This is a genomic window from Flavobacterium sp., assembly GCF_044373165.1.
Classification (GTDB): Bacteria; Bacteroidota; Bacteroidia; order Flavobacteriales; family Flavobacteriaceae; genus Flavobacterium.
Map to the genome: position 1 here is coordinate 18441 of NZ_JBILQL010000004.1, position 23236 is coordinate 41676.

Sequence of the window (23236 nt, forward strand, 5' to 3'; positions counted from 1 at the left end):
ATTATAAATTTGAGACCGTCATGATGGCATTGCCAAACTTATAATATTGCGGATTTTTAAGATAAAAAGCTTCCGATAATTCATTAATTTCTTCCAGCTCAATTCCGTTTTTCCCGGAACCAAAAAGCATTGGCGCGGTGTGAAATTCTATTCTGGAAAGCGTGCCTTCTTCAATAAATTTTCTAAGCGTTTTACAGCCGCCTTCGATTAAAATAGAGTGAATTCCTCGGTCTTTTAAAGCTTTCAACAAATCTTTGGAATGAATAAAGCCATTAGTAGACTGTAAGTTGATGACTTCCGTTTTCTCTGGCAAATGATCATACTCGAGTTCGTTTGTGCTACACAAATAGGTTTTGCCTTCGGATAGGTTTTGAAGTTCTAAAACAGAATTGGCTAAAATTATTTTAACAGGATTCTCGCCTTTTACCAATCGAACATCCAATCGTGGTTTGTCTATTCTGAAAGTATTACCACCAACCAAAATCGCATCTACCAAAGCCCTTACCCGATGAGCATGAATCAGGTTTTCCTCGTTGCCAATCCATTTTGATTTACCGCTGTTAGTAGCAATTTTACCATCGATGGTTTGGGCTAAATGGGCACAGGCAAAAGGCAATTCCGAGTCATGGTTCACCAAAATGTAATCCAAATACAAGGCTAATATTTTTTTGAGTTTTTTGGGCAATAAATCCGAGTAAATAATGTAGTAAAAAGGATAGGTAGTATCATGGTTCGGGTGAAAAAAGAGGAGCGCCAAACCATTTTCCGGCAGCTTAACATCTTGACTCTTTTCAACTTGGTAGTCAGTCGTGATGAGCAATTGCGCTGTTTTTGGGTCAAGGACTTTGTAGCTGTTTTTAATAGCCAACAACAATTCCCAATATTTTGTTTTTATCTTCATGACTCCGGAATGTTTTTTAAGTGGTTTCGGTAATAATTAATAAAGAGCCCACTCATCAGCAAAAACTGAAATACCGTTACCAAAGATAAAAAGTTTGTCTTCTCTATCAATACTATTACTGTATTTAAACCAATAAAAAGCAGTATAAAGCGTTTGATTTTTTGGGAAGGCAGTACTTTAAGGGGTGTTAATTTGAAGAACACCAAAGCATTTAAAATGTTCGAAATCCCAATGGTTATCAGAGCACCGTATATTTTGTAAATTGGAATCAGGACTAAAAACAGGAGGAATAAAAAGATAATTTTACCCAAAAGAAACCGGTTAATTTGTCCCACTTTTTTGTCGAATACCAATTGTAATGCCCAAAAGCGAATCCCGATAACGGGAAGAAAAGCCAACGTTATCCATGGGAAATATTCCGCTATTCCGTTGTATTTTTCGTGGTTTAAAAACCAATGAATGTGAGAGCCGAAAGCGAGTAAAAAGCTAAAAGCCATTAAACCAAACATCAAGTACAAATTGAGTTTTTCTCTTACAGAAGTTATCAAGGAAGGCTTTTTAGCCGACAAATCGTGATACAATTCAGGCCGAATGGCGTTGTCTATACTGTTGAAGAACGTCAGTATGGCCGCAGTTATACCCATTAAAACTGCATAGCCGGCCAATTCGTCTATACTTAAATACCGTTCCATAAAAAAACGATCCAGTTGGCTTTCTACATTGTATAAAATCAAGAATGGAATAAAAGGCAATGAAAACTTAACAGCTTCAATGAATAAAGGTTTGGAGAAGGCAAACAAAAACAGCGACCGATTTTGACTGTACATTACCAAAAAAGCACAACAATTAACCAATAATGCCGTTAATAAAAACCAGAAAAAGTCAAGTTGGAAGATGAAAATAACCAATAATTGAAAAATGTGCATAGCCATAGTCGGTACAATGATGTATAGGCTATAGGTTTTGACTTTTCCTGTATTTTGTAGATGAATGTAGAAAAGATTGCAGAGGTTATTAACTAAAAATGTAGCCAATATAATCCAAGCATTTGGAAAGAATGAAAAGTTATTTTCGAACAATAAGCTAAAAATCCAATCACCGGTAAGGTAAAAAACCAACAGCCAAATGAACAAACCTATGCAGTGAAATCCGAATAAGGTTTGGAACAGTTCTTTTTGTTTGGTCGTGTTCTCTGTATCGTGAAAGTAAAGTGTTCGGTAGGCCTGATCGGTTTTCAGATTAAAAAAAATGGAAAAAACAGCAATAAATGAGTTGGTCAAAGCCAAAACCACATAATCCGAGGTACTCAAATAATGCAAGTAAACCGGCAACAACATGAGCGTCATAGCCGGAGGAATAATGCCGGTAACAGTGTACAACAGCGTTTTTTTCATTTACCTTTTTTTTATTTGAACCATCAGATACTTCATTTGTTTTTGAGCGTAAAGTTTGTCTAACAATAAACCGCCTCGAAACAGTTTAGTGAAATTCGAATTCCTTTTAAAAATTTTAAAAAGCAACAATTTAAAGTTGATTTTCCACAACGATTTTGGATACATCCATTTGTTCAAATCGGTTATGGTCAGTTCAAATTTTTCTGTTCCCATTTTTAAATCCGAAAGTGAAATCAAATAATTCAAATGCCAATCTTTTTGAAAAGCCATACTAGTTTTGTTATGGTTTTCATCAAAAAAATCATCTACTATGCACAAAATCCCGTTAGGCTTTAATCCGGCTAAAAGTTGGTTAAAAGATTGTTCAATGTTCAAAGTATGTTTCAACGATTCTATGCAAATGATGAGATCGTATTGATTAGGTTGCGTGTCATCAAAAGTTGCCACTTCAAACGAAACATTATTGGTTTGAGATTGTTTACTCACTTCACTGGCTCGTTGGATTTCTTTGCTGCTGATACTGATGCCTTTAACGTGTTCGGCACCGCTCTTGGCCAATAAAAAACTCCCGAAGCCTACACCGCAACCGGCGTCTAAAATAGTTTTGTTTTGAACGTTAATCTTGGATAATAAAAAATCGTAAATGTCGTGATAAGCAGTGCCAAAGTTCATTCGCTTATGAATAGGATAGGAAGCATCTTTTTTGAATTGGGATTCCATTTCAAAAAGCGAATCGTATAAATCCACTATGTCATGATGCTTGGGCATAGGAGTCAGTTTTTTTGGAGAATGAAGATGAACTCGTTGGCAAACTTTAAAGGTGTGGCACTTTTTTGTTTGGTTTTAAACCCATTGAAACGACCTAAACTCAACAGTTTTAATCCTTTCATGATAGGCCATTGGTCGGGAATGCATTGCATAACTTTTAAGCCGTTTTGTTGGAACAGTAGCTCCCATTCTTCATAAGTCTTGGCCTCTTGATGGCCTTTACGGTTGATGGTAAACAGTAGTTTTTTGGTGAAAATCCAGCGCCACGAATTAGCATTTCGCACCATAAAACACAAGGTAGCCTCAGGTTTTGTGACTCTTTTGATTTCTTGCAATACTTTATCTTTGTCAATCATTCGCTCCAACGATCCTAAGCAAGTAACATAATCAAAATGGGTGTCATTAAAGGGAAGTGCTTCAGCATTGGCTTCCAGTAAAACTGCAGTCGGCAATTTTTTTTTGGCTTTGGCAATGGCAATTTCCGATAAATCAATTCCGTAATTGTTCACCCCGTATTCGTTGCTGATTTCCAGCATCCGACCTAAACCACAAGCCACATCTAGAAAGTTTTTTTCTGATTTCAGTTGAAGCAATTCGGCAAAAATATAATAGGCTTCTTTGGGTCGAAGGTAACTTTCGCCACGCTTGGCATAAGTGTTGTCAAACCAATTTTTGATTGTTTGTTGTTCGTTGTTTGTTGTCATTTAAAGAATAAAAATCGGTTGGTTTGTTTTTGGTAGTTTATAAATTCATCTTTGAAAATATCTTGTAGAAAAGCTTCTTCAATGCGCACTCTGAAAACCATATAATAAATATAGAAAATTAATCCAAACCACAGCCATATTGAAGGGAATAGCAATCCCAGTCCGCCGAAAAACAAAAACATACCATCTAAGCCCGGATTTCGGGTGTAGCGAAAAATGCCGCCGGTGTGTAAGGTAAAAGAATTATTGGTTTGCCGATTTTCTTTTCTCAGGTACAGCATCGAGCCAAAAGTTAAAAACCGACCGGAAAGCACACAAAGCAGCCCCAAAAAATCGGTTAAATTACTGGATTTAAAAACCAAGAAAAGTTCAGCATGACTACTTGGAAAAAAATAAAGAAAAGGCAATAAAAAGTAGAGTTGAACCATCGCGGCAGGAATGGCCAATAAAACGATTTTTTTCGGGAAAGACCAGTTTTGGATATTGGTAATAAACTTGTTCTGACCGGTTTTGAAGTTATCGTTTTTGCGGAAGAAGTTTTGGGTATTGGCCACGCTCGGCACATGGAAAAACAACAATTCCACTGCCAATGAGAGATATCCGATTATAAAAGCAACTTCTGTCATAATTTCAATGGTAAGCGTAACGGTTTAAAAGTTTCTTCCCAAGAAGCATATTTAAAATGGACTAAAGCATCAATATGTTCTTGATAATAGGACTCCGAAGAGATTATTTTTTGCAGTTGAGCGCAAGCTTCTTCAGTTTCAAAACCCGTCAAAATTCCTTTCACACCCAAAGCAGTATAGGTTTCAAAGTTTCCGGTTGGGGTAATCAATATAGGTAAACCCGAAGCTAAAGCTTCCATACAACTCATTCCGAAACTTTCGTATTCAGAAAAGTGCAATAGTAAATCGTATTCCAAAAGTAAGGCATTGATTTGTGTGTAATTGACAACACCTTTGTAGTGAATATTGTTGAGTTTGTGTTGTTGCCGAAAACGATTAAAGGCATCCCAATAAGTTTCCGAAAGTATTTCGCCGTAACAGTCAATGGTGATCTTTTCGTTTTTGAGTTTGGCCACTACTTCCAGCAATGTATCGTGTCCTTTGCCTTCAATGAAATTGGACAAATAAAGCATTTTCTCGGGCAGCTTGGGATAAGTTTTTTTTGACAACCAGTTATTCGGAATGCCCGGAGGAAGCAACATAGTGTTTTTTGTGGATTGCCCTAAAGTTTCGGTGAGGTAATCCAAAGAAGATTTACCTGTAACAATAACCTGAAAGTCTTGGCAAATTTCTTTTTCTATGGCTATTAGTGTTTCGCGAGTTGAAGCCGAAAGCGCCGGGTTTTTAGAAGGGCAAAGGTGAATCAGGAAAAAAACTTTTCCGTTTTTCAGCCGTTTTATATCGAATTCAGAGTCTATTAAAATGCCGTCTATGAGATAAGTGGTTTCCTGATGAAAGTCAACTGCATCCAAGGTTGTAGTGATTTCCAATGAGACCAAATAATCGTGCTTTTCCAAAACATCAAGCAATTGCGAATTGTAAATGGTTCCGCCTGAAATTTTTTGGTGTATGTTGGATGTTAACAACTTAATCATGCTTCTTTATACTTTAAAAATTCATAAAAAGAAGCAGTAAAAGACAAAATTACCAATGTTGTTCCTATGGAAAGGCAATACTTTCCGATGCTGTCAATGGTAAAAAAGTAAAGAATGAAAGAGATAAAATAGCAGCCTGCAACAAATCGCGCGTACTTTTTTTTGCGCTCAGTATATCCGTTTTTCGTGATTAAAGTGGTGGTGATTTTATACCAATAACGAAGTAAACCGCCTAGTAAAACCCATTGCAAATCGGGATTTTGTAGGGCTATCGTTAGGGAAAAAAGCAAACAGAAAAAAGCATCGGTTTCCATGTCCAAAATACCACCAAAATCAGTAGCTTGATTTAGTTTTCGTGCTGCAAATCCGTCTAAACCATCCAGGCAAACTACGGTCAAACACAACACCCCCAAGTCAAAGGCATGGTCTAAAAAAGGTACCGCAAACAACAGTGTCAATCGGCTAAGGGTAATTAAATTTGGCCATCCGCCCCAAACATTAATTTCGGTAAAATCTTTCCAATGTTTGTATAGCATTCCCAAAAACAAAAAAAGCCCAAACAATGGGCAGAAAAACAGTTTGGAGGTCATAAAATCCATAGCCGTGCCTATCAGTAAAATGACCGATTGAAAAAACATCCAATCATATTTTGCAGACACCCACATGCTTTTATAAATCTAAAAAGTGTTTGAAAAACGTTTTTTTGGTTTCGAGGTATTTTTTGCTTTCTTGAGAAGCTTTAATTTCAATGGGAATTCTGCCTTTAAGCACTATAGGCGAATTGTCGAAAACCGCTACTTTCTCCGGATTGTTGGTCAGCAAATAAACCGAGCGGACTTGTAAATCCATCAAAATTTCGAGAGCTTCTGCGAAAGAGCGGGAATCAGCCGGCAAGCCTAACTCTAAATTGGCTTCCACTGTATCTTTGCCTTCTTCTTGCAATTTATAGGCTTTGAGTTTATTGATAATACCGATATTTCGCCCTTCTTGACGCAAATAAATTAAGATGCCGCCATTTTCTTCAAAATAAGCCAAAGCGTTATGCAGTTGTTTGCCGCATTCACATTTTTTAGAATGAAAGATGTCACCCGTCAAACATTCAGAGTGAAAGCGAATTGGAATCGTAGTATTGAAATCAGTTTTTTCATGAATCAAAACGATGTGTGGCATCCAATCGTTTTCATCTTCAGAATAAGCGATGATTTTAAAGTTTCCCCAATCGGTGGGTAAAATGGTTTCAACTTGGTTTTTCAACATTGTATTTTCTTTTTCTAGCAAAACAAAAATAACCAAAAAGTTTTAAGGTTGACCGGTTTGCATAGGAAATGAAATCAAAGTGATTGCAATTTGGATGAAATATATAAAAAGCCGAAGTCAATTTTGATTTCGGCTTTTTGTTTTATCGTTTTAGACGTTATTAAATTAATGCGCTTCTAACCAATTTTGACCCACACCCATTTCTACTTCTAACGGAACAGCCATTGTAAAAGCATTTTCCATTTCGTGTTTGATCATGGGTTTGATTTTTTCCAATTCCGAATGGTGAACATCAAATACCAATTCGTCATGAACCTGTAAGAGCATTTTAGATTTCCAATTTTCGGAAGTCAGTTTTCGATGGATATTAATCATAGCCAGTTTGATGATGTCGGCGGCGCTTCCTTGGATAGGTGCATTCACAGCATTGCGTTCGGCAGCTCCGCGAACGATGGCATTGGCAGAATTGATGTCTTTTAGATAGCGACGTCGGCCTAAAACCGTTTGTACATAACCGTTCTGACGGGCAAATTCCACTTGCTCTGACATATAAGATTTTAGTTTTGGATAGGTTTTGTAGTAAGCCTCTATTAAGGCGGCACTTTCACTACGGGAAAGCGAAGTTTGGTTGCTTAATCCAAAAGCCGAAACCCCGTAAATGATACCGAAGTTGACTGTTTTGGCATTGCTTCGTTGTTCTTTGGTCACGTCTTCCAAAGCTACGTTGAATACTTTGGCAGCCGTGCTTCGGTGAATGTCTTCATTGTTTTGAAAAGCTTTAATCATATTTTCTTCTCCCGACAAAGCAGCAATGATGCGCAATTCTATCTGAGAGTAATCCGCCGAAAGCAAACGGTAGTTTTCATCTCGTGCAACAAAAGCTTTTCGAATTAATCTTCCTCTTTCGGTGCGAATCGGAATGTTTTGTAAGTTCGGATTGTTGGAACTCAAACGACCTGTAGCGGCTACGGTTTGCATGTAATCGGTGTGTACGCGCTGGGTTTTCGGGTCAACCTGATTTGGTAATGCTTCAATGTAGGTGCTTTGCAGTTTGACCATTTGTCGCCATTCCAAAATATCTTTTATAATTTGGTGTTCGTTGGCCAAATAACTCAGTACTTCTTCACCGGTGGCATATTGACCGGTTTTGGTTTTCTTTTGTTTGGCGCCGCCGATTTTGAGTTTATCAAATAGTATATCGCCCAATTGTTTAGGGGAAGCCAAATTGAATTTTTCACCGGCAGTTTCGTATATTTTTTGTTCAAAATCGAGGATTTCCTTTTGCATTTCGGTTGCCATTCCCTTTAGGAAGTTTACGTCCAAACGTATGCCTTCGGCTTCCATATCGGCCAAGACAGGAACCAGCGGAATTTCAATGTCATCGAAAAGTTTTTTGGTGCCGACTTTCTCCAAAATCGGTTGGAAATGCTCTTTGAGTTGTAAAGTGATATCGGCGTCTTCTGCGGCGTATTCTTTAATGTCTTCCAAAGGAACATCGCGCATAGACAATTGGTTTTTGCCTTTTTTACCGATAAGTGTTTCTATAGATTTAGGCGAATATTTCAAGTAGGTTTCGCTCAACACATCCATATTGTGGCGCATGTCAGGATTGATGAGGTAATGCGCAATCATGGTGTCGAAAAGTGGTCCTTTAATTTGAATGTTGTATTTGGCCAAAACTTTAAGGTCGTATTTCATGTTTTGCCCTATTTTTTCGATGGTTTCACTTTCGAAAAACGGCTTGAATTTGTGGGCTAAGATTTGTGCTTCTTCTTGATTTTCGGGAAAAGGAATGTAAAATGCTTCACCTTTGGACCAGGAAAAAGACATGCCGACCAATTCGGCATTCAACGCGTCAATTCCGGTAGTTTCGGTGTCAAAACACACCGAAGATTGGTTCATTACATTTTGCAAAAACAATTTCACGCCTAACTCACCTTGGATGATTATGTAATTGTGTTTGGTGTTTTCTAAAGTAGCATAATAGGAATGATGATTTGCCTCGCCATCTTCATCAGAAAAGCCAAACAAGTCAAATTGATCTTCATTGGATTTTTTGGCTGCGGGTTTTTTAACCGCTTTTGGTTCGTTGTCATTGTCATTCCCATTGGCTTCAATTTCGTCGTATTCTTTTCCGGTGCCGAAAAGTTTGTCGAATTGCGCTTTCATTTGACGGAACTCGAGTTCTTGGAATAAAGCATCGGTTTTTGCTACATCGGGTTTAGACAATTCGAAATCGGCAGCGTCAAAAGTTACCGGACAATCCAATAGTATTCGGGCTAATTTTTTCGATAGTATACCGAGTTCTTTATTGTTTTCTATTTTGTCTTTTAAAGCACCTTTGAGTTTGTCGGTGTTTTCCAAAAGATTTTCCATGGTGCCGAATTCCTTCAGCAATTTCTTGGCGGTTACTTCACCAACACCCGGGAATCCCGGAATATTATCGGCAGAATCGCCCATCATCCCCAAGAAATCAATCACTTGTTCGGGTCTTTCGATTTCAAATTTTTCCAAAACTTCGGGCACACCCCAAATTTCAATATCGTTGCCCATACGAGCCGGTTTGTACATGAAGATGTTTTCGGAAACCAATTGGGCAAAATCTTTATCGGGAGTAACCATGAACACTTGGTAGCCTTCTTTTTCAGCTTGTTTGGCTAAAGTTCCGATTAAGTCATCGGCTTCGTATCCTGCTTTTTCCATAATTGGAATGTGCATCGCTTTTAACAACTCTTGAATATAGGGAACGGCAATTTTAATCGCTTCCGGTGTTTCTTCGCGATGGGCTTTGTACTCTTGGTACATTTCGTTGCGGTAATCACTGCCGCCTTTGTCGAAAGCTACGGCCAAATGATCGGGTTTTTCGCGCTTGATGACATCCATCAAAGAGTTCATAAAACCCATAATGGCAGAAGTATCCATCCCTTTGGAATTAATTCTGGGGTTTTTGATAAAAGCGTAATATCCGCGGAAAATTAAGGCGTAAGCGTCTAAAAGGAAAAGGCGTTTTTGTGATGACATTGCTGGAAAAAATTATAAAGGGTAAAGGTAACGAAACTTTGAGTTCTGACCGACAGAAATATTTTAAGTTAAAATTAGTTAAATCGGGGATAACAATGCCTGCTTTCTTTGTTAATTTGCTTAAAATTTGTGAAACATGTCGCGTTGGATTTTCTTTTTCATTTTTGTCGCCATAGTAGAAGTTTATGCCTTCCAAGCGCTTAAAACCATCACCAAAACCCGATGGATTTTAGTGACTTACCAAGTGATTTCGTTGCTGGCTATTTTATATATTGTATACCAATTCACGCAGTTTGATCGGAAAGTTGGTCAAAACAGCAAAACGTTGATTACTTTCGGATTATTATTGTTGTTGTTTATTCCGAAGTTGATTTTAACGGCCATTATGTTGTTGGAAGATGTTTTTCGGGTTTTTTCGGGTACGATTACTCATTTTTTAGGAGACAACGACAGTGGTAGTTTTTTGCCCGACAGAAGAAGATTTGTAAGTCAGTTAGCTTTAGTAATGGCAGCGATTCCGTTTTCTTCCCTTTTGTACGGGATGACCAAAGGGAAATACAATTTCAGAGTGATCAAACAAACCCTTTTCTTTCCCGATTTACCGGAAGATTTCGACGGATTTACCATTACACAAATTTCAGATATTCACAGCGGCAGTTTTGACAATGAGGAGAAAATCAATTATGCTATCGATTTAATCAATGAGCAAAATGCCGATATGATTTTGTTTACCGGTGATATTGTCAATACACACGCTACTGAAATGCATCCTTGGATAGACAGTTTCAATCGCATTAAGCCACACGCATTTGGGAAATATTCGGTTTTAGGGAATCACGATTACGGCGAATATATACAATGGCCGAGTGAAGCGGCGAAAGTCCAGAATTTTCAAGACATCAAAGATTTGCATCGTCAAATAGGTTTTAATTTGTTGTTAAACCAGCATGCCAAAATTAAAAAAGGGAATAGCGAGATTGCTTTGGTTGGGGTTGAAAATTGGGGTAAGAATTTCAAGCAGGCCGGCGATTTGAATAAAGCTTCGGAAGGACTGACCCAAGAAGATTTTAAAATTTTGATGAGCCATGACCCGAGTCATTGGGAATATGAAGTGAAGCACGACGAGAAGCATTATCACTTAACGCTTTCAGGACATACGCATGGATTACAGTTTGGCATTGAAATTCCGGGCATCATCCAATGGAGTCCGGTGCAATACGTATACAAACAATGGGCGGGATTGTATGAAAATTTAGGACGGTATGTATATGTGAATCGTGGTTTTGGGTTTCATGCTTATCCCGGGCGAGTTGGAATTTGGCCGGAAATCACGGTTTTCGAACTAAAAAAAGGGGAAAGAGTAGCATAATTGGTTAAAAATGCTACATTTGTGGTTTAATAGTTCTTTTTCAAAGATAAAAGAAATAAAAATATTTTGGTTTTATGTCAAAATTTGGAGAATTAATCAACGCTCAAGTGCCTGTGTTAATTGATTTTTACACAGAGTGGAACGAATCTTCAGTGTCCATGCATCCTGTCATCAGAGATGTAGCCGCAGCGCTTGGTGATAAGGCAAAAGTGATCAAAATTGATGTAGATAAAAATCAGGAATTGGCCGATGCATTGCGTATTAAAGGCTTGCCAACCTTGATGATTTACAAAGAAGGTCAAATGGTTTGGAGACAATCCGGGGAATTAGATGCCAATACTATTATTGCTTTAGTTCAGGAGCAACTTTAATCTATCTTTTCGCAAACAAATTCATTTTTCTTTAGAAATTCTAAAGTTTTAGGCAAGGCGTATTGTAGGTTTTGCCAAGCTTTTATACTGTCGTGAAAAACGATAATGCTTCCGCTTTCTACATTTTTCAGTACATTTTCCAAGCACTTTTCGGGTGATGTGTTTGGGTTGAAGTCCATACTAATCACATCCCACATAATTATTGTATAGCCCGATTGGCGTAATGACTTGGCTTGTGAAGGTTTTATTTTTCCGTAGGGCGGGCGAAAAAGTTTGGGGCTTGGTGTTTGAAATTTAAAGTTGGCTATAGTCTCCGCACATTTATCGGTGTTTTTGATATAATCTTCCAAAGTAGTTTCCCAACCTTTTACGTGGTTGAAGGTATGATTGCCTATGGCGTGTTTTTCTTCGATTATCATTTGAAAAATCTCCGGATGTTTTTGGATGTTATCGCCTATGCAAAAAAAGGTAGCTTTGGCATTGTAGGCTTTCAGCTGTTGTAAAACCCATTCGGTTATTTCGGGAATCGGTCCGTCATCAAAAGTCAGGTATACTTTTTTTTCCGTGTTGGGAATTTCCCAAACATACTTCGGGAAAATAGTTTTGATGAACCGACTTGTTTTAACCCATACACTCATGGCATAAAAGTAAAAAAAAGTGCCGATAGCGAGCAGGTACTATCGGCACTTTTTATAATTTATAAACAGTTTATTCTAAATCTCTACCGAAACGGGTGAAGCGTTGTACGAATGAGTTGAATATTGGTTTGTTTTTATTGTAGTATTCCAAATCATTTCGGTTTTTCATTACCAACAATAAACTTCGGTATCTTTCAATATCGGTTACAATATCGGTTGCAATACCATTTTGTATTGAAGGTTGTATTCCGGCATAATAGGTTAAATTTTGTTTGTATTTAGTCATCAATTTATCAAGTAATTCTCTGGCTTTTGCTTTTTCACCAACTTCGTAATAAGCACCGGCAAAAGGCTCCAACATAGTATAGTAGCTGTAGTAATCCATAGGCATTTTAGTCAAAGCCAAGTTGATTATTTTTTTGGCCTTGTCTGTTTTTCCTTCATTGATAAGTTGCTCTGTCAAACGCGCCATGTTAGTACGATAAGAAATACTGTTTTTTCGTGTTTCAGGATCGTGATAAATGGTTGTTAATTCTCCGTTACCCCAATTCCATTTGGTCACTAAATCGTACATTTTATCGCTGTCAATCTGACCCATATCGTATGGGTTTTCTTTGTCGATTGGGGTTTTAATAGGGACTAATTTATAAACCAAGCCGTCTAGTTGAAGGTAATCTTTCATCCATAAATAATCATCGTCACCAAAACTTCCTCCTGTAAAATACACCGGTCTTTTCCAATTGTTATTGGCCAAAATATCTAACATCATCAAGCGGTTTTTGTACATAGCACTACCTTTAACATCCAAATCAATATAGGGAACGATAGAGTCATTCAAAGCAGGATTGACTATTTTATTTTGGATGATTACATTTTTATCAACCGGAATTCTGATTTTGTTGGTTGGATAGAAATGAATGGTTTGTCCGTTTTGTAAATCAATGGTTGATTGCGGGTTTTTGATGAAGTTGATGAAGTCCTTCACATCCCAACGAGCATCGGTTTTCGGAATGTGTGCAACATAATCTAATTTATCACCTACATACTCATTATGATCAAAAGAAATCGGCAAACCTTCAGCTTCATAGGTTTTGAATTTCATTTGGTCAATGTACCAATCTGTCATGAACAAACTGGTATTAACGATTTTAATATCGGTTCGAATACCTTCGATCTCTTGGGCATACCACAATGGGAAAGTATCATTATCACCAATGGTAAACAATATAGCATTAGGATCACATGATTCTAAATAATTTTTTGCCATGGCAATTGCCGTGTATTTATTTGAGCGATCATGGTCATCCCAGTTTTGACTGGCCATTAATACCGGTGCAGCTAAAAGTGAAGCGGCGATGACAATTGGCCCGGCTAACTTCGATTTGAAGTAATCGGTAACAATTTCATATATGGCATAAACCCCAAAGCCCAGCCAAATAGCAAAAACATAGAATGAGCCTACTAAGGCGTAGTCGCGTTCTCTCGGTTCGAAAGGTCTTTCGTTGAGAAAAATTTTCAAGGCAATGCTGGTGAATAAGAATAAAACCAATAAGACGTAAAAACTCTTCAAATCTCTTTGGGCATGATACATTAGTCCAATGAGCCCTAAAATGAAGGGCAAGAAATAATAAACGTTTCTACCTTTATTATTGGCAACATCATCCGGAAGGTTTTCTTGTGTGCCTTTTCCTAAATGGAGTTCGTCAACAAATTTAATACCGCTAATCCAATTGCCGTCTAAGTTGTCGTATTTGCCTTGGATATCATTTTGTCTTCCGACGAAATTCCACAATAAATAACGACCATACATATAGCCGAATTGGTATTCTCCCATAAACAAGAGATTGTCGGCTGTTGATGGCTTCTCAACAATCAGGTAATCGCTGTATTTTTTAAGGAAATCAACATAATCTTCATTGTCGATTTGTTTTTGGGCATATGCGTTTTTGAAATCGTTGATGTTCTTTTGCATTTCCTCTTTCAACTGTCCTACTGCTTGCATGACTTGGTCTTCACTCAAACTGTCTAAGTTAACCCCATATTGTGCCAAATCTTCCTCATAAGGATAATTGTGGTTCAAGGTAAATTTTGGTGGTCCGGTGAATTCGATATAATTTTCGATATGATCGGTGCTCCACATGCGCGGTAAAATAGCTTTGTGGTTATCGTTGGTGTTTTGTTCAGCGTTTTTATAATTGTTTACAATAACATATTTACCGGTTTTATAGTCTCTTTCGTAGTTAGGCGCTTTGTCCAGATAAGGTTGGTCCTCATCTAAACCGGCAAAAGTATCGGTGTATTGCGGTCCGTAAAATAACGGATTTACACCGTATTGCTCACGATTATAGTAAGCCAAGACTTCGGCTGCATCGGAAGGTTTGTTTTCGTTGATAACTACATTGGCATTGGCACGAATGGGTAACATCATCCATGTGGAAAACCCAATTAAAACAAATAGAATACAAAGTAGAGCGGTGTTGTAAAACGGATGTCCTTTTTCACGCGTATATTTTAAGCCGAAATAGAAGAAGGCAATCACAATTATAGCTGCAATTATAGTTCCCGAGTTAAAAGGCAATCCAATGTTGTTTACCATAAAGATCTCCATTTTACCAAAGAAAGCCAATGTGTAAGGCAGCAATAGCTTAAAGATGAATAGCAATACCGCTACAATAATAATGTTGGCGATGATGAAACTTTTGACGGTAATCTTTTTATAGTTTTTAAAGTAATATAAAAATCCGATAGACGGAATGGTCAACAAGGCCATAAAGTGCACCCCAAAGGAAAGTCCGATTAACAATGATATTAACAATAACCAACGATTGCCTCTTGGATTGTGCATGTCTTCTTCCCATCTCAAGCCTAACCAAAATAGAATGGCAATGAAGAGTGAAGCCATGGCGTATACTTCAGCTTCTACAGCGCTTGCCCAAAAGCTGTCGGAGAACGTAAAAGCCAGAGAACCAACTAATGAACTTCCCAAAACTACGATGGCTTTATTGTTGTCGAATTCGGTGTAGGAAGAAACAATCTTTCTCAACAAAATAGACGAAGACCAGAACATGAATAAAATCGTAAAAGCACTTGAAAACACAGAGGTCATATTAACCATTAAGGCTATATTTTCTTTGCTGAAAGCAAACATAGAGAAAAACGCTCCGATGATTTGAAACAACGGTGCGCCGGGTGGATGCCCAACTTCTAATTTGGCTGCTGTAGAGATGTATTCGCCACAATCCCAAAAGCTCATAGTGGGTTCAACAGTTAATGTGTAAGTGATTAAGGCAATGACAAAAGTTGTCCATCCTAAAATGGTATTCCACTTGTTGAAGTTAAAATTCATCATAGAAATAGGAAATGAGATAAGTTTATTTTTACGCTTACAAAGAAACTGTTTTTTTTAACGTAATTAAACCTGCATTAATAAAAATTTATAAATCAGGTAACGGATTAATTTCAAGTTTATTATAAGTAAGGCAAAGAAAGTAAAAGAAAAGTTGCCTAATTTTTTTAGCGAATTGTTTGTGTAGAATAAAATTTGTTCTAAATTTGCACTCGCAATAAGCTAATTGGTCTATGGTGTAATGGTAACACTACGGTTTTTGGTGCCGTCTTTCTAGGTTCGAGTCCTAGTAGACCAACGATAAATCCCGCACTTAGCGGGATTTTTTGTTTTATATTGATGTACAAAAAAAAGCCGCATAGAATTGCGGCTTTTTGTTTTTAATTAGAAGTGAGTGCTAAATTTTAAATGTTACCACCGGTCTTACGGCGTGGTTTACTAAATCTTCACTTATGCTACCGTTAAAGAAATGAGCAAGACCCTTTCTGCCGTGTGTACTCATTCCGATTAAATCAGCGTCTACACTATTGGTAAAGTTTAACACGCCACTTTCAACATTAACATCGTTGTAAATATGGGTTGAATATTTGTTTATGGTAAAACCCGCAATGAAATTGTCCATAATTTCTTTGGCAATATGAGTAGGCTTAAAGCTACTTGGAGTATTAATCATTACTAAATGCAATTCTGAGCCGAATTTATTTGCAAACTCAACCACTTTCGCAAAAGGTTTTTTGATTTCATCTGAAAAATCAGAAGCAAAAACAAACTTGTTTACTTCAAAATCACCCGCTTCTTTTTTGATAATTAATACAGGGATTTCAGAATTTCTAACTACTTTTTCGGCATTAGATCCGATAAACATTTCTTTGAAACCACTGGCTCCGTGAGAACCCATAACAATCAAATCCACATTATTTTTTTTGCTGATATTCATAATACCGTCGAAGGCCAGTTCAAATTGTATGATTTCAGAAACTTTGAGACCTTCTAAACTAGGGTCGTCCATTAAATCTTCCAAGCGATTGATAGCGGCGTTTTTGAAAAGCATAATTTCAGGTAATTCATGCCCGCTACCAATAGCGTCACCGGCTTCATGTGGTAATTCCAACATGTGAAGCAAAAAGATTTCACCGTCATTTTTTTTGGCAATTTGCGCAGCAACTTTCAAGGCGTATTTGGCGTGTTCAGAGAAGTCAGTTGGGACTAAGATTTTTTTCATAATATAAAAACGTAATTTTTGGATAGGATATTTTAACACAATAAAGGTATTATTTTTTTTTGATTCGGCAATGATTTTTGATTTATAAAAAAATAACTATATTTGCACCGTTATTTACCATACAAATTAAATAATGAGGGAAGCAATGCTTCCCTCTTTTTATACAACAATGACATTTAAAGAAAAAGTTTTTAGTTTAATAACGGAAGAATTACAAAATAATTCCTCTTTGTTTTTGGTAGATTTAAGTATTTCAGAGAGTTATAAAATTACCGTAACTTTGGACGGGGATAACGGCATAACTTTACAGGATTGTATTGATGTTAGTCGTGCCCTTGAAAACAAACTCGACAGAGAAGAGCAGGATTTTTCGTTGGAAGTAGCCTCTGCCGGAGTGTCTTCGCCTTTAAAATTAGTCAGACAGTACAAAAAAAATATTGGCCGTACGCTAAAAGTAAAAACAGCTTCTGAAACCATTGAGGCGAAATTAGAAACGGCTAATGAAGAAAATATAACCCTTGTTTGGACAGCAAGAGAACCAAAAAAAATAGGGAAAGGAAAAGAAACGGTTGAACACAAACGGGACATTCCTTACTCAGAGATAAAAGAAGCAATTGTTACAATAATATTTAATTAAAACAGGCATGGAAAATATTGCATTAATCGAATCATTTTCAGAGTTTAAAGACGATAAACTTATTGATCGAGTAACGCTTATGGCGATTTTGGAAGATGTATTTAGAAACGCATTAAAAAAGAAATACGGTTCTGACGATAATTTTGACATCATCATTAATCCTGACAAAGGAGATATGGAGATTTGGAGAAATCGTATAGTTGTAGCTGATGATGAAGTAGAAGATGAGAACCAAGAAATTGCTTTGTCAGAAGCGCGTAAAATTGAGCCTGATTTTGAAGTTGGTGAGGATGTTTCTGAAGAAGTAAAATTAATTGACTTAGGGAGAAGAGCTATTTTGGCTTTACGTCAAAATCTGATTTCAAAAATTCACGAGCATGACAATACCAATCTTTACAAGCAATTTAAAGATTTGATAGGTGAAATTTATACTGCCGAAGTGCACCATGTTCGCCCAAGAGTTGTAATTTTGGTAGATGACGAAGGAAACGAGATTGTTTTGCCAAAAGAAAAACAAATCCCGTCTGACTTTTTCCGTAAAGGAGATAACGTTCGCGGTATTATTGAAAGCGTTGAATTAAAAGGAAATAAACCACAAATTATCATGTCTAGAACGGCAGATAAGTTTTTGGAAAAATTATTTGAACAAGAAATTCCGGAAGTTTTTGACGGTTTAATCATGATCAAAAAGGTGGTGAGAATTCCGGGAGAAAAAGCAAAAGTTGCCGTAGATTCTTATGACGATAGAATTGATCCAGTAGGGGCTTGTGTGGGAATGAAAGGATCTCGTATTCACGGTATTGTTCGTGAATTAGGTAATGAAAACATTGATGTTATCAATTACACTAGTAACTTACAATTGTACATTACCAGAGCGTTAAGTCCGGCTAAAGTATCTTCTGTAAAAATTGATGAAGAGAAAAAAAGAGCGGAAGTATTCTTGAAATTAGAAGAAGTTTCGAAAGCCATCGGTCGTGGTGGTCATAACATCAAATTAGCAGGATTGTTAACCGGTTATGAGTTAGATGTTATCAGAGAAGGCAGCGCTATCGAAGAAGATGACGTTGAATTAACCGAGTTCTCAGACGAAATCGACGGATGGGTTATTGATGAGTTTGCTAAAATCGGTCTAGACACCGCTCGCAGCATCCTAAACCAAGATGTTGCCGATTTAGTGAGAAGAACCGATTTAGAAGAAGAAACTATTTTAGAAGTAATAAAAATTTTGAAAGAAGAGTTTGAAGACTAAACTTTCACCAACACAACAATAGATAACATTAATTAGATTTTATGTCTGAAGGAAATATTAGAATTAATAAAGTTTTAAGGGAATTAAATATTTCTTTGGAAAGAGCTGTGGATTATCTTAAGGATAAAGGCATTGCTATTGAAGCAAGTCCAAACACAAAAATTTCCGATGATGTATACAATATTCTTTGTGGTCAATTTGCCGGTGACAAAGGCAACAAAGAAGCTTCTAAAGGTGTGAGTGAAGAAATCAGAAAAGAAAAAGAAGCCCTTCGACTGGAAAGAGAAAAAGAAATTGAAGACAAGCGCAAAGCGGATGAAGAGCGCCAACGTTTAGAGTTAATCAAGGCGAAAGCTGTAATTACTGCTCCTAAACAAGTTGGTAAAATTGATTTAGAAATCAAGCCAACTGCACCCGCCGCAACGGAAACTCCTAAAATCACAGCAGAAAAATCAGAAAGTGTTATTCAAAAAAGTGAAGTTACTCCGGTCGCCGAACCTGCGAAAGCAACACCAAAATCAAATGATGCCCCGGCTGACGAAACCATTACCACACAATACCAAAAATTATCCGGCGCTACTTTAACCGGTCAGGTGATTGATTTGTCTCAATTCAACAAACCGAAAAAGAAGAAAGAGGATTTCAAGAAAGACAACAATAAACCTGCAGCTGCTAATGCTCAAAATGCCAATGCTGCTCAAAATGCCAATAAAAATAAACGCAAAAGAATTGCGCCAAAACCAGGAGATAAGCCCGCAATAACCAGCGGTGGCAACGCTCAAGGCGGTGGTAATAAGTTTGGCAATAAACTGGGAGGATTCCAAAAAGGCAATCGTCCTGCTATTGTTCAAAAAGTTGAGCCTACAGAAGAAGAAGTTAAAAACCAAATCAAAGAAACCTTAGAGCGTTTACAAGGTAAAGGAAATAAATCTAAGGCAGCCAAATACAGAAGAGACAAGCGTGATTCTCACCGTCAACGTTCGGAAGATGAAATGCAAGCCATTGAAGAAGGAAGCAAAGTTCTCAAAGTAACCGAGTTTGTTACGGTAGGTGAAATTGCCACCATGATGGATGTGCCGATTACCAAAGTGATCGGAACCTGTATGACCTTAGGTATCATGGTAACCATGAACCAAAGATTGGATGCAGAAACGCTTTCAATTGTTGCCGATGAGTTTGGCTTTCAAGTAGAATTCATCACTACAGATATTGAAGAAAACCTAGAAGTTGTTGAAGACAGTCCGGAAGATTTAGTATTCCGAGCTCCTATTGTTACAGTGATGGGACACGTGGATCACGGTAAAACTTCCTTGTTGGATTACATTCGTAAAACAAATGTAATTGCCGGAGAATCCGGTGGAATCACCCAACATATTGGTGCTTACGGAGTGGAATTAGACAATGGTCAAAAAATTGCCTTTTTAGATACACCGGGTCACGAAGCTTTTACCGCTATGCGTGCTCGTGGTGCTCAAGTAACCGACATCGCCATCATCGTAATTGCTGCGGATGACGATATCATGCCACAAACCAAAGAAGCCATCAGTCATGCTCAAGCAGCTGGTGTTCCTATGATTTTTGCCATCAACAAAGTCGATAAACCGGCAGCTAATCCAGAAAAGATTAAAGAGCAATTGGCCGGAATGAACCTATTGGTAGAAGACTGGGGTGGAAAATACCAATCCCAAGACATCTCTGCCAAAGCCGGAACAGGTGTAAAAGAATTATTGGAAAAAGTATTGCTAGAAGCCGAAATCTTAGAATTAAAAGCTAATCCTAATAAACCAGCTCTTGGAACTGTGGTAGAAGCTTTCTTAGATAAAGGTAGAGGTTATGTGTCTACCGTTTTGGTACAAGCCGGAACTTTACGTGTTGGGGATTATGTTTTGGCCGGGAAAAACCACGGTAAAGTAAAAGCCATGCACGATGAAAGAGGTCATAATATTTTAGTGGCCGGTCCGTCAACACCAATTTCAATTTTAGGATTGGACGGTGCACCAACAGCCGGAGATAAATTCAATGTTTTTGAAGATGAAAGAGAGGCTAAACAAATTGCGGCCAAACGTACCCAATTATTGCGTGAGCAATCGGTTCGTACGCAAAAGCACATCACTTTGGCAGAAATTGGTCGTCGTATTGCTTTAGGACAATTTAAAGAATTAAACATTATCTTGAAAGGAGACGTTGACGGTTCGGTAGAAGCGTTGTCTGATTCCTTCTCGAAATTGTCAACCGAAGAAATTCAAATCCGAATCATTCACAAAGGGGTTGGTGCCATTACCGAATCCGACGTGTTGTTGGCTTCAGCTTCAGATGCGATTATTATCGGATTTAATGTTAGACCTTCCGGTAATGCTAAGCAATTGGCAGACAAAGAAGAAATCGATATCCGAAACTATTCGATCATCTACGATGCTATCGACGACTTGAAAGACGCGATGGAAGGTATGTTGTCACCTGAGATGAAAGAAGAAATTACCGGTACGGCTGAGATTCGTGAAATCTTTAAAGTATCTAAAGTGGGAACCATTGCAGGATGTATGGTTACTGATGGTAAAATCTTCAGAAACTCTAAAATCCGTTTAATTCGTGAAGGAGTAGTTATTTACACAGGAGAGTTGGCCACGTTAAAACGTTTCAAAGACGATGTGAAAGAAGTAGCTAAAGGATACGATTGCGGTATGCAAATTAAGAATTATAACGACATCCATGAATATGATGTAGTCGAAGCTTTCCAAGAAGTGGAAGTGAAGAAAAAGTTGAAATAGTATATAAAAAAGCCCCGAATTTCGGGGCTTTTTTTATTTATTAGGTTTGATTAAAAAGGCAGCGGGATATCTTTTCTTTAATAATTGTAAATTTTTTTCAGCTTCAATCCGGGTCTTGAAATTACCAACCCACACCTTATACATAGGTGTGCTGAACACGATAGTAGCATCTAAAATTTTATATTCTTTTTTAAATTCAATCAAAGTTTTTTTTGAGTTTTCACTATCACCATTAAAAATCTGAATTTTGTACCGATCATTAATAGTAATTGAGCTGTTAATTTTTCTTTTCTCATTTAGCAATTGTTCAAATTTAGGATCTTGATCAACGGTCACTTTTCCATCTTGTGAGTAGGTTTTTTGGTAAATTAAGAAAACTATTGTACTTAAAAATATAGCTTTTGATTTCATGAAAAATTTCATAATGATTTGATTTTTATACAAATGTAAAACTTATTAAATTAAACAAAACACGATTCGTTATTTAGAATTAATATAAATTGGTAATTATGATATATTTAAGGTTTTGAGAATAGTTCATAAGTCGTATTTTTGTGCAAGTTTTTAATAAAGCGTCGATTTTTAGCTGAAAAATCATCAGTAATAATCATGCCAACATTAGTCGATAATCATTTTATTATATGAAAAAAATGGGTAACCATAATTCGATTTCAAGGAAAATAGTCTTCAGTTTAGCTTTGATGCTAACAGTCTCCTTCACTTCATTTTCACAAGAAACTCCGCCAACAACTGATGCTGCAGCTCCTGCAACAACTGCTGCTGCGCCGGCGTCAACTTCTGGAGGTGATCCGGTAGCCGGTAAGGCTTTGTTTAATACCAATTGTGCAGCTTGTCATAACCTTGACAAAAAGATGACGGGTCCTGCTTTGAGAGGTGTTTCTGCAAAGTATGATAAGGAATGGCTTTACAAATGGATAAACAACAGTTCTGCCTTAATTAAATCCGGTGATGCCAAAGCGATTAAGATTTTTGAAGAATACAATAAGTCAGTAATGACAGCGTTTCCTCAATTGTCAACGGCCGACATCGACAACATTATTGCTTACACAGATCAGCCTAAAGCTGAACCAGCTGCTGCGGTAGCTGCGGTTCCTGGTACTGGTGGTGATGCAAACCAAGGCGGAATCTCTAATGATGTGATTCTTGGTGCTTTGGCATTGGTAATGCTAATGTTGGTTGTTATGTTGTTTTTTGTGAACAATGTTTTGACCAAAGTAGCTAAGTCTAATGGTGTGGAATTGCCGGCTAAGCAACAAGGAATGTCGTTGTGGAATGCATTTGCCAAAAATCAATTCTTAGTGTTGGTGGCTTCAATTTTTCTATTGCTTTCAAGTGGTTACTTTGTATATGGTTGGATGATGCAAGTTGGAGTAGATCAGGATTATGCGCCAATTCAACCTATTCATTATTCACACAGAATTCACGCCGGAAGCAACGGTATCGATTGTAAATACTGTCACTCTGCAGCCAGAGTTAGTAAGAACGCCGGTATTCCATCGTTGAATGTTTGTATGAACTGTCACAAAAATATCGCGGAAGTAGCGGATACTACCGCAACAGCAGAATACAGCAAAGCTTTCTATGATGGAGAAATCCAAAAATTATATGATGCTGTAGGTTGGGATAAAGCCACCCAAAAATACACTGGTAAAACCAAGCCTGTAAAATGGGTTCGCATACACAACTTACCTGATTTTGCTTATTTTAACCACTCACAGCACGTAACTGTAGCGGGTATTGAATGTCAAAAGTGTCACGGTCCTGTTCAAGAGTATGAAATCCAAAAACAGTTTGCGCCTTTAACCATGGGTTGGTGTATCAAATGTCACCGTGAAACCGATGTGAAGATGGAAGGCAATGCCTACTATACTAAAATTCACGAAGAACTTTCTAAAAAGTATGGTGTAGACAAGTTGACTGCAGCACAAATGGGAGGTTTAGAATGTGGTAAGTGCCACTATTAATCAAAT

General features: G+C 37.5%; 19 protein-coding genes and 1 tRNA gene. 7 read left to right on the forward strand and 13 right to left on the reverse strand.

From position 1 onward, the window contains the following. Position 1: 1 nt before the first annotated feature. From ACIQ32_RS01255 to polA, 9 genes are all read right to left on the reverse strand, one after another. Complete coding sequence (locus tag ACIQ32_RS01255; RefSeq protein ID WP_396193832.1) at positions 2-901, reverse strand: RibD family protein; 900 nt, start codon at positions 899-901, stop codon at positions 2-4. Then, positions 898-2295 carry a lipopolysaccharide biosynthesis protein gene (locus tag ACIQ32_RS01260; protein WP_396193833.1) on the reverse strand — a complete coding sequence of 466 codons (1398 nt, stop codon included), beginning with the start codon at positions 2293-2295 and terminating at the stop codon, positions 898-900. The genes ACIQ32_RS01255 and ACIQ32_RS01260 overlap by 4 nt, the downstream gene beginning before the upstream one ends. Continuing rightward, positions 2296-3063: a class I SAM-dependent methyltransferase gene (locus ACIQ32_RS01265; protein WP_396193834.1), complete on the reverse strand. Its 768-nt coding sequence runs from the start codon at positions 3061-3063 to the stop codon at positions 2296-2298. A 5-nt stretch (positions 3064-3068) separates the two neighbouring features. Beyond that, positions 3069-3767, reverse strand: a complete 699-nt coding sequence (locus tag ACIQ32_RS01270; protein ID WP_396193835.1) for a class I SAM-dependent methyltransferase — start codon at positions 3765-3767, stop codon at positions 3069-3071. Beyond that, positions 3764-4393 carry a methyltransferase family protein gene (locus ACIQ32_RS01275; protein ID WP_396193836.1) on the reverse strand — a complete coding sequence of 210 codons (630 nt, stop codon included), beginning with the start codon at positions 4391-4393 and terminating at the stop codon, positions 3764-3766. The genes ACIQ32_RS01270 and ACIQ32_RS01275 overlap by 4 nt, the downstream gene beginning before the upstream one ends. Next, positions 4390-5367, reverse strand: a complete 978-nt coding sequence (locus ACIQ32_RS01280; RefSeq protein WP_396193837.1) for a glycosyltransferase — start codon at positions 5365-5367, stop codon at positions 4390-4392. Before ACIQ32_RS01280 ends, ACIQ32_RS01275 begins: the two co-directional genes overlap by 4 nt. Beyond that, entirely contained in the window at positions 5364-6005 is a 642-nt protein-coding gene (locus tag ACIQ32_RS01285; protein ID WP_396193838.1) for a CDP-alcohol phosphatidyltransferase family protein, read from the reverse strand. The genes ACIQ32_RS01280 and ACIQ32_RS01285 overlap by 4 nt, the downstream gene beginning before the upstream one ends. Positions 6006-6036: 31 nt before the next feature. Next, positions 6037-6624: a GTP cyclohydrolase II gene (gene ribA / locus ACIQ32_RS01290; protein ID WP_396193839.1), complete on the reverse strand. Its 588-nt coding sequence runs from the start codon at positions 6622-6624 to the stop codon at positions 6037-6039. A gap of 165 nt (positions 6625-6789) precedes the next feature. Beyond that, entirely contained in the window at positions 6790-9645 is a 2856-nt protein-coding gene (gene polA / locus ACIQ32_RS01295; RefSeq protein ID WP_396193840.1) for a DNA polymerase I, read from the reverse strand. Positions 9646-9781: 136 nt separating this feature from the next. Between polA and ACIQ32_RS01300 the strand changes: the two genes are divergently transcribed. Together ACIQ32_RS01300 and ACIQ32_RS01305 are read left to right on the forward strand one after the other, a co-directional pair. Further along, a complete protein-coding gene (locus ACIQ32_RS01300) occupies positions 9782-11014 on the forward strand; it encodes a metallophosphoesterase (protein ID WP_396193841.1) in 1233 nt (410 codons plus the stop codon). 74 nt (positions 11015-11088) lie between these two features. Beyond that, entirely contained in the window at positions 11089-11385 is a 297-nt protein-coding gene (locus tag ACIQ32_RS01305; protein ID WP_396193842.1) for a thioredoxin family protein, read from the forward strand. On the opposite strand, the gene ACIQ32_RS01310 is transcribed toward ACIQ32_RS01305, so the two are convergent. Together ACIQ32_RS01310 and ACIQ32_RS01315 are read right to left on the reverse strand one after the other, a co-directional pair. Further along, positions 11382-12023, reverse strand: coding sequence for a polysaccharide deacetylase family protein (locus tag ACIQ32_RS01310; RefSeq protein WP_396193843.1), 642 nt, complete (start codon positions 12021-12023; stop codon positions 11382-11384). The two genes, ACIQ32_RS01305 and ACIQ32_RS01310, sit on opposite strands and share 4 nt — an antisense overlap. Positions 12024-12093: 70 nt before the next feature. Next, complete coding sequence (locus ACIQ32_RS01315; RefSeq protein ID WP_396193844.1) at positions 12094-15372, reverse strand: protein O-mannosyl-transferase family; 3279 nt, start codon at positions 15370-15372, stop codon at positions 12094-12096. Between the two features lie 224 nt (positions 15373-15596). On the opposite strand from ACIQ32_RS01315, the gene ACIQ32_RS01320 reads away from it, so the two are divergent. Continuing rightward, positions 15597-15667: transfer RNA gene (locus ACIQ32_RS01320), tRNA-Gln, on the forward strand. 99 nt (positions 15668-15766) lie between these two features. On the opposite strand, the gene ACIQ32_RS01325 is transcribed toward ACIQ32_RS01320, so the two are convergent. Continuing rightward, on the reverse strand, positions 15767-16591 hold the full coding sequence (locus ACIQ32_RS01325; RefSeq protein WP_396193845.1) for a universal stress protein: 825 nt from the start codon (positions 16589-16591) through the stop codon (positions 15767-15769). Positions 16592-16760: 169 nt separating this feature from the next. On the opposite strand from ACIQ32_RS01325, the gene rimP reads away from it, so the two are divergent. The 3 genes from rimP to infB are packed head-to-tail and all read left to right on the forward strand — an operon-like array spanning position 16761 to position 21245. Beyond that, positions 16761-17228: a ribosome assembly cofactor RimP gene (rimP, locus tag ACIQ32_RS01330; RefSeq protein WP_396193846.1), complete on the forward strand. Its 468-nt coding sequence runs from the start codon at positions 16761-16763 to the stop codon at positions 17226-17228. Positions 17229-17235: 7 nt separating this feature from the next. Continuing rightward, the gene (gene nusA, locus ACIQ32_RS01335) at positions 17236-18477 is read left to right on the forward strand and encodes a transcription termination factor NusA (RefSeq protein ID WP_396193847.1); all 1242 of its coding nucleotides are present in this window, start codon (positions 17236-17238) and stop codon (positions 18475-18477) included. A 41-nt stretch (positions 18478-18518) separates the two neighbouring features. Then, a complete protein-coding gene (gene infB / locus ACIQ32_RS01340; protein WP_396193848.1) occupies positions 18519-21245 on the forward strand; it encodes a translation initiation factor IF-2 in 2727 nt (908 codons plus the stop codon). 33 nt (positions 21246-21278) lie between these two features. On the opposite strand, the gene ACIQ32_RS01345 is transcribed toward infB, so the two are convergent. After that, complete coding sequence (locus ACIQ32_RS01345) at positions 21279-21668, reverse strand: SPOR domain-containing protein (RefSeq protein ID WP_396193849.1); 390 nt, start codon at positions 21666-21668, stop codon at positions 21279-21281. A 218-nt stretch (positions 21669-21886) separates the two neighbouring features. Here ACIQ32_RS01345 and ACIQ32_RS01350 point away from each other — a divergent pair, with 218 nt between their 5' ends. After that, on the forward strand, positions 21887-23230 hold the full coding sequence (locus tag ACIQ32_RS01350; RefSeq protein ID WP_396193850.1) for a c-type cytochrome: 1344 nt from the start codon (positions 21887-21889) through the stop codon (positions 23228-23230). Positions 23231-23236: the final 6 nt, after the last annotated feature.

What these genes read in the sequence shown, in the direction of transcription:
- ACIQ32_RS01255 (WP_396193832.1), bottom strand. Translation starts at nt 901, where the DNA reads ATGAAGATAAAAACAAAATATTGGGAATTGTTGTTGGCTATTAAAAAC.
- ACIQ32_RS01260 (WP_396193833.1), bottom strand. Translation starts at nt 2,295, where the DNA reads ATGAAAAAAACGCTGTTGTACACTGTTACCGGCATTATTCCTCCGGCT.
- ACIQ32_RS01265 (WP_396193834.1), bottom strand. Translation starts at nt 3,063, where the DNA reads ATGCCCAAGCATCATGACATAGTGGATTTATACGATTCGCTTTTTGAA.
- ACIQ32_RS01270 (WP_396193835.1), bottom strand. Translation starts at nt 3,767, where the DNA reads ATGACAACAAACAACGAACAACAAACAATCAAAAATTGGTTTGACAAC.
- ACIQ32_RS01275 (WP_396193836.1), bottom strand. Translation starts at nt 4,393, where the DNA reads ATGACAGAAGTTGCTTTTATAATCGGATATCTCTCATTGGCAGTGGAA.
- ACIQ32_RS01280 (WP_396193837.1), bottom strand. Translation starts at nt 5,367, where the DNA reads ATGATTAAGTTGTTAACATCCAACATACACCAAAAAATTTCAGGCGGA.
- ACIQ32_RS01285 (WP_396193838.1), bottom strand. Translation starts at nt 6,005, where the DNA reads ATGTTTTTTCAATCGGTCATTTTACTGATAGGCACGGCTATGGATTTT.
- ribA (WP_396193839.1), bottom strand. Translation starts at nt 6,624, where the DNA reads ATGTTGAAAAACCAAGTTGAAACCATTTTACCCACCGATTGGGGAAAC.
- polA (WP_396193840.1), bottom strand. Translation starts at nt 9,645, where the DNA reads ATGTCATCACAAAAACGCCTTTTCCTTTTAGACGCTTACGCCTTAATT.
- ACIQ32_RS01300 (WP_396193841.1), top strand. Translation starts at nt 9,782, where the DNA reads ATGTCGCGTTGGATTTTCTTTTTCATTTTTGTCGCCATAGTAGAAGTT.
- ACIQ32_RS01305 (WP_396193842.1), top strand. Translation starts at nt 11,089, where the DNA reads ATGTCAAAATTTGGAGAATTAATCAACGCTCAAGTGCCTGTGTTAATT.
- ACIQ32_RS01310 (WP_396193843.1), bottom strand. Translation starts at nt 12,023, where the DNA reads ATGAGTGTATGGGTTAAAACAAGTCGGTTCATCAAAACTATTTTCCCG.
- ACIQ32_RS01315 (WP_396193844.1), bottom strand. Translation starts at nt 15,372, where the DNA reads ATGATGAATTTTAACTTCAACAAGTGGAATACCATTTTAGGATGGACA.
- ACIQ32_RS01325 (WP_396193845.1), bottom strand. Translation starts at nt 16,591, where the DNA reads ATGAAAAAAATCTTAGTCCCAACTGACTTCTCTGAACACGCCAAATAC.
- rimP (WP_396193846.1), top strand. Translation starts at nt 16,761, where the DNA reads ATGACATTTAAAGAAAAAGTTTTTAGTTTAATAACGGAAGAATTACAA.
- nusA (WP_396193847.1), top strand. Translation starts at nt 17,236, where the DNA reads ATGGAAAATATTGCATTAATCGAATCATTTTCAGAGTTTAAAGACGAT.
- infB (WP_396193848.1), top strand. Translation starts at nt 18,519, where the DNA reads ATGTCTGAAGGAAATATTAGAATTAATAAAGTTTTAAGGGAATTAAAT.
- ACIQ32_RS01345 (WP_396193849.1), bottom strand. Translation starts at nt 21,668, where the DNA reads ATGAAATTTTTCATGAAATCAAAAGCTATATTTTTAAGTACAATAGTT.
- ACIQ32_RS01350 (WP_396193850.1), top strand. Translation starts at nt 21,887, where the DNA reads ATGAAAAAAATGGGTAACCATAATTCGATTTCAAGGAAAATAGTCTTC.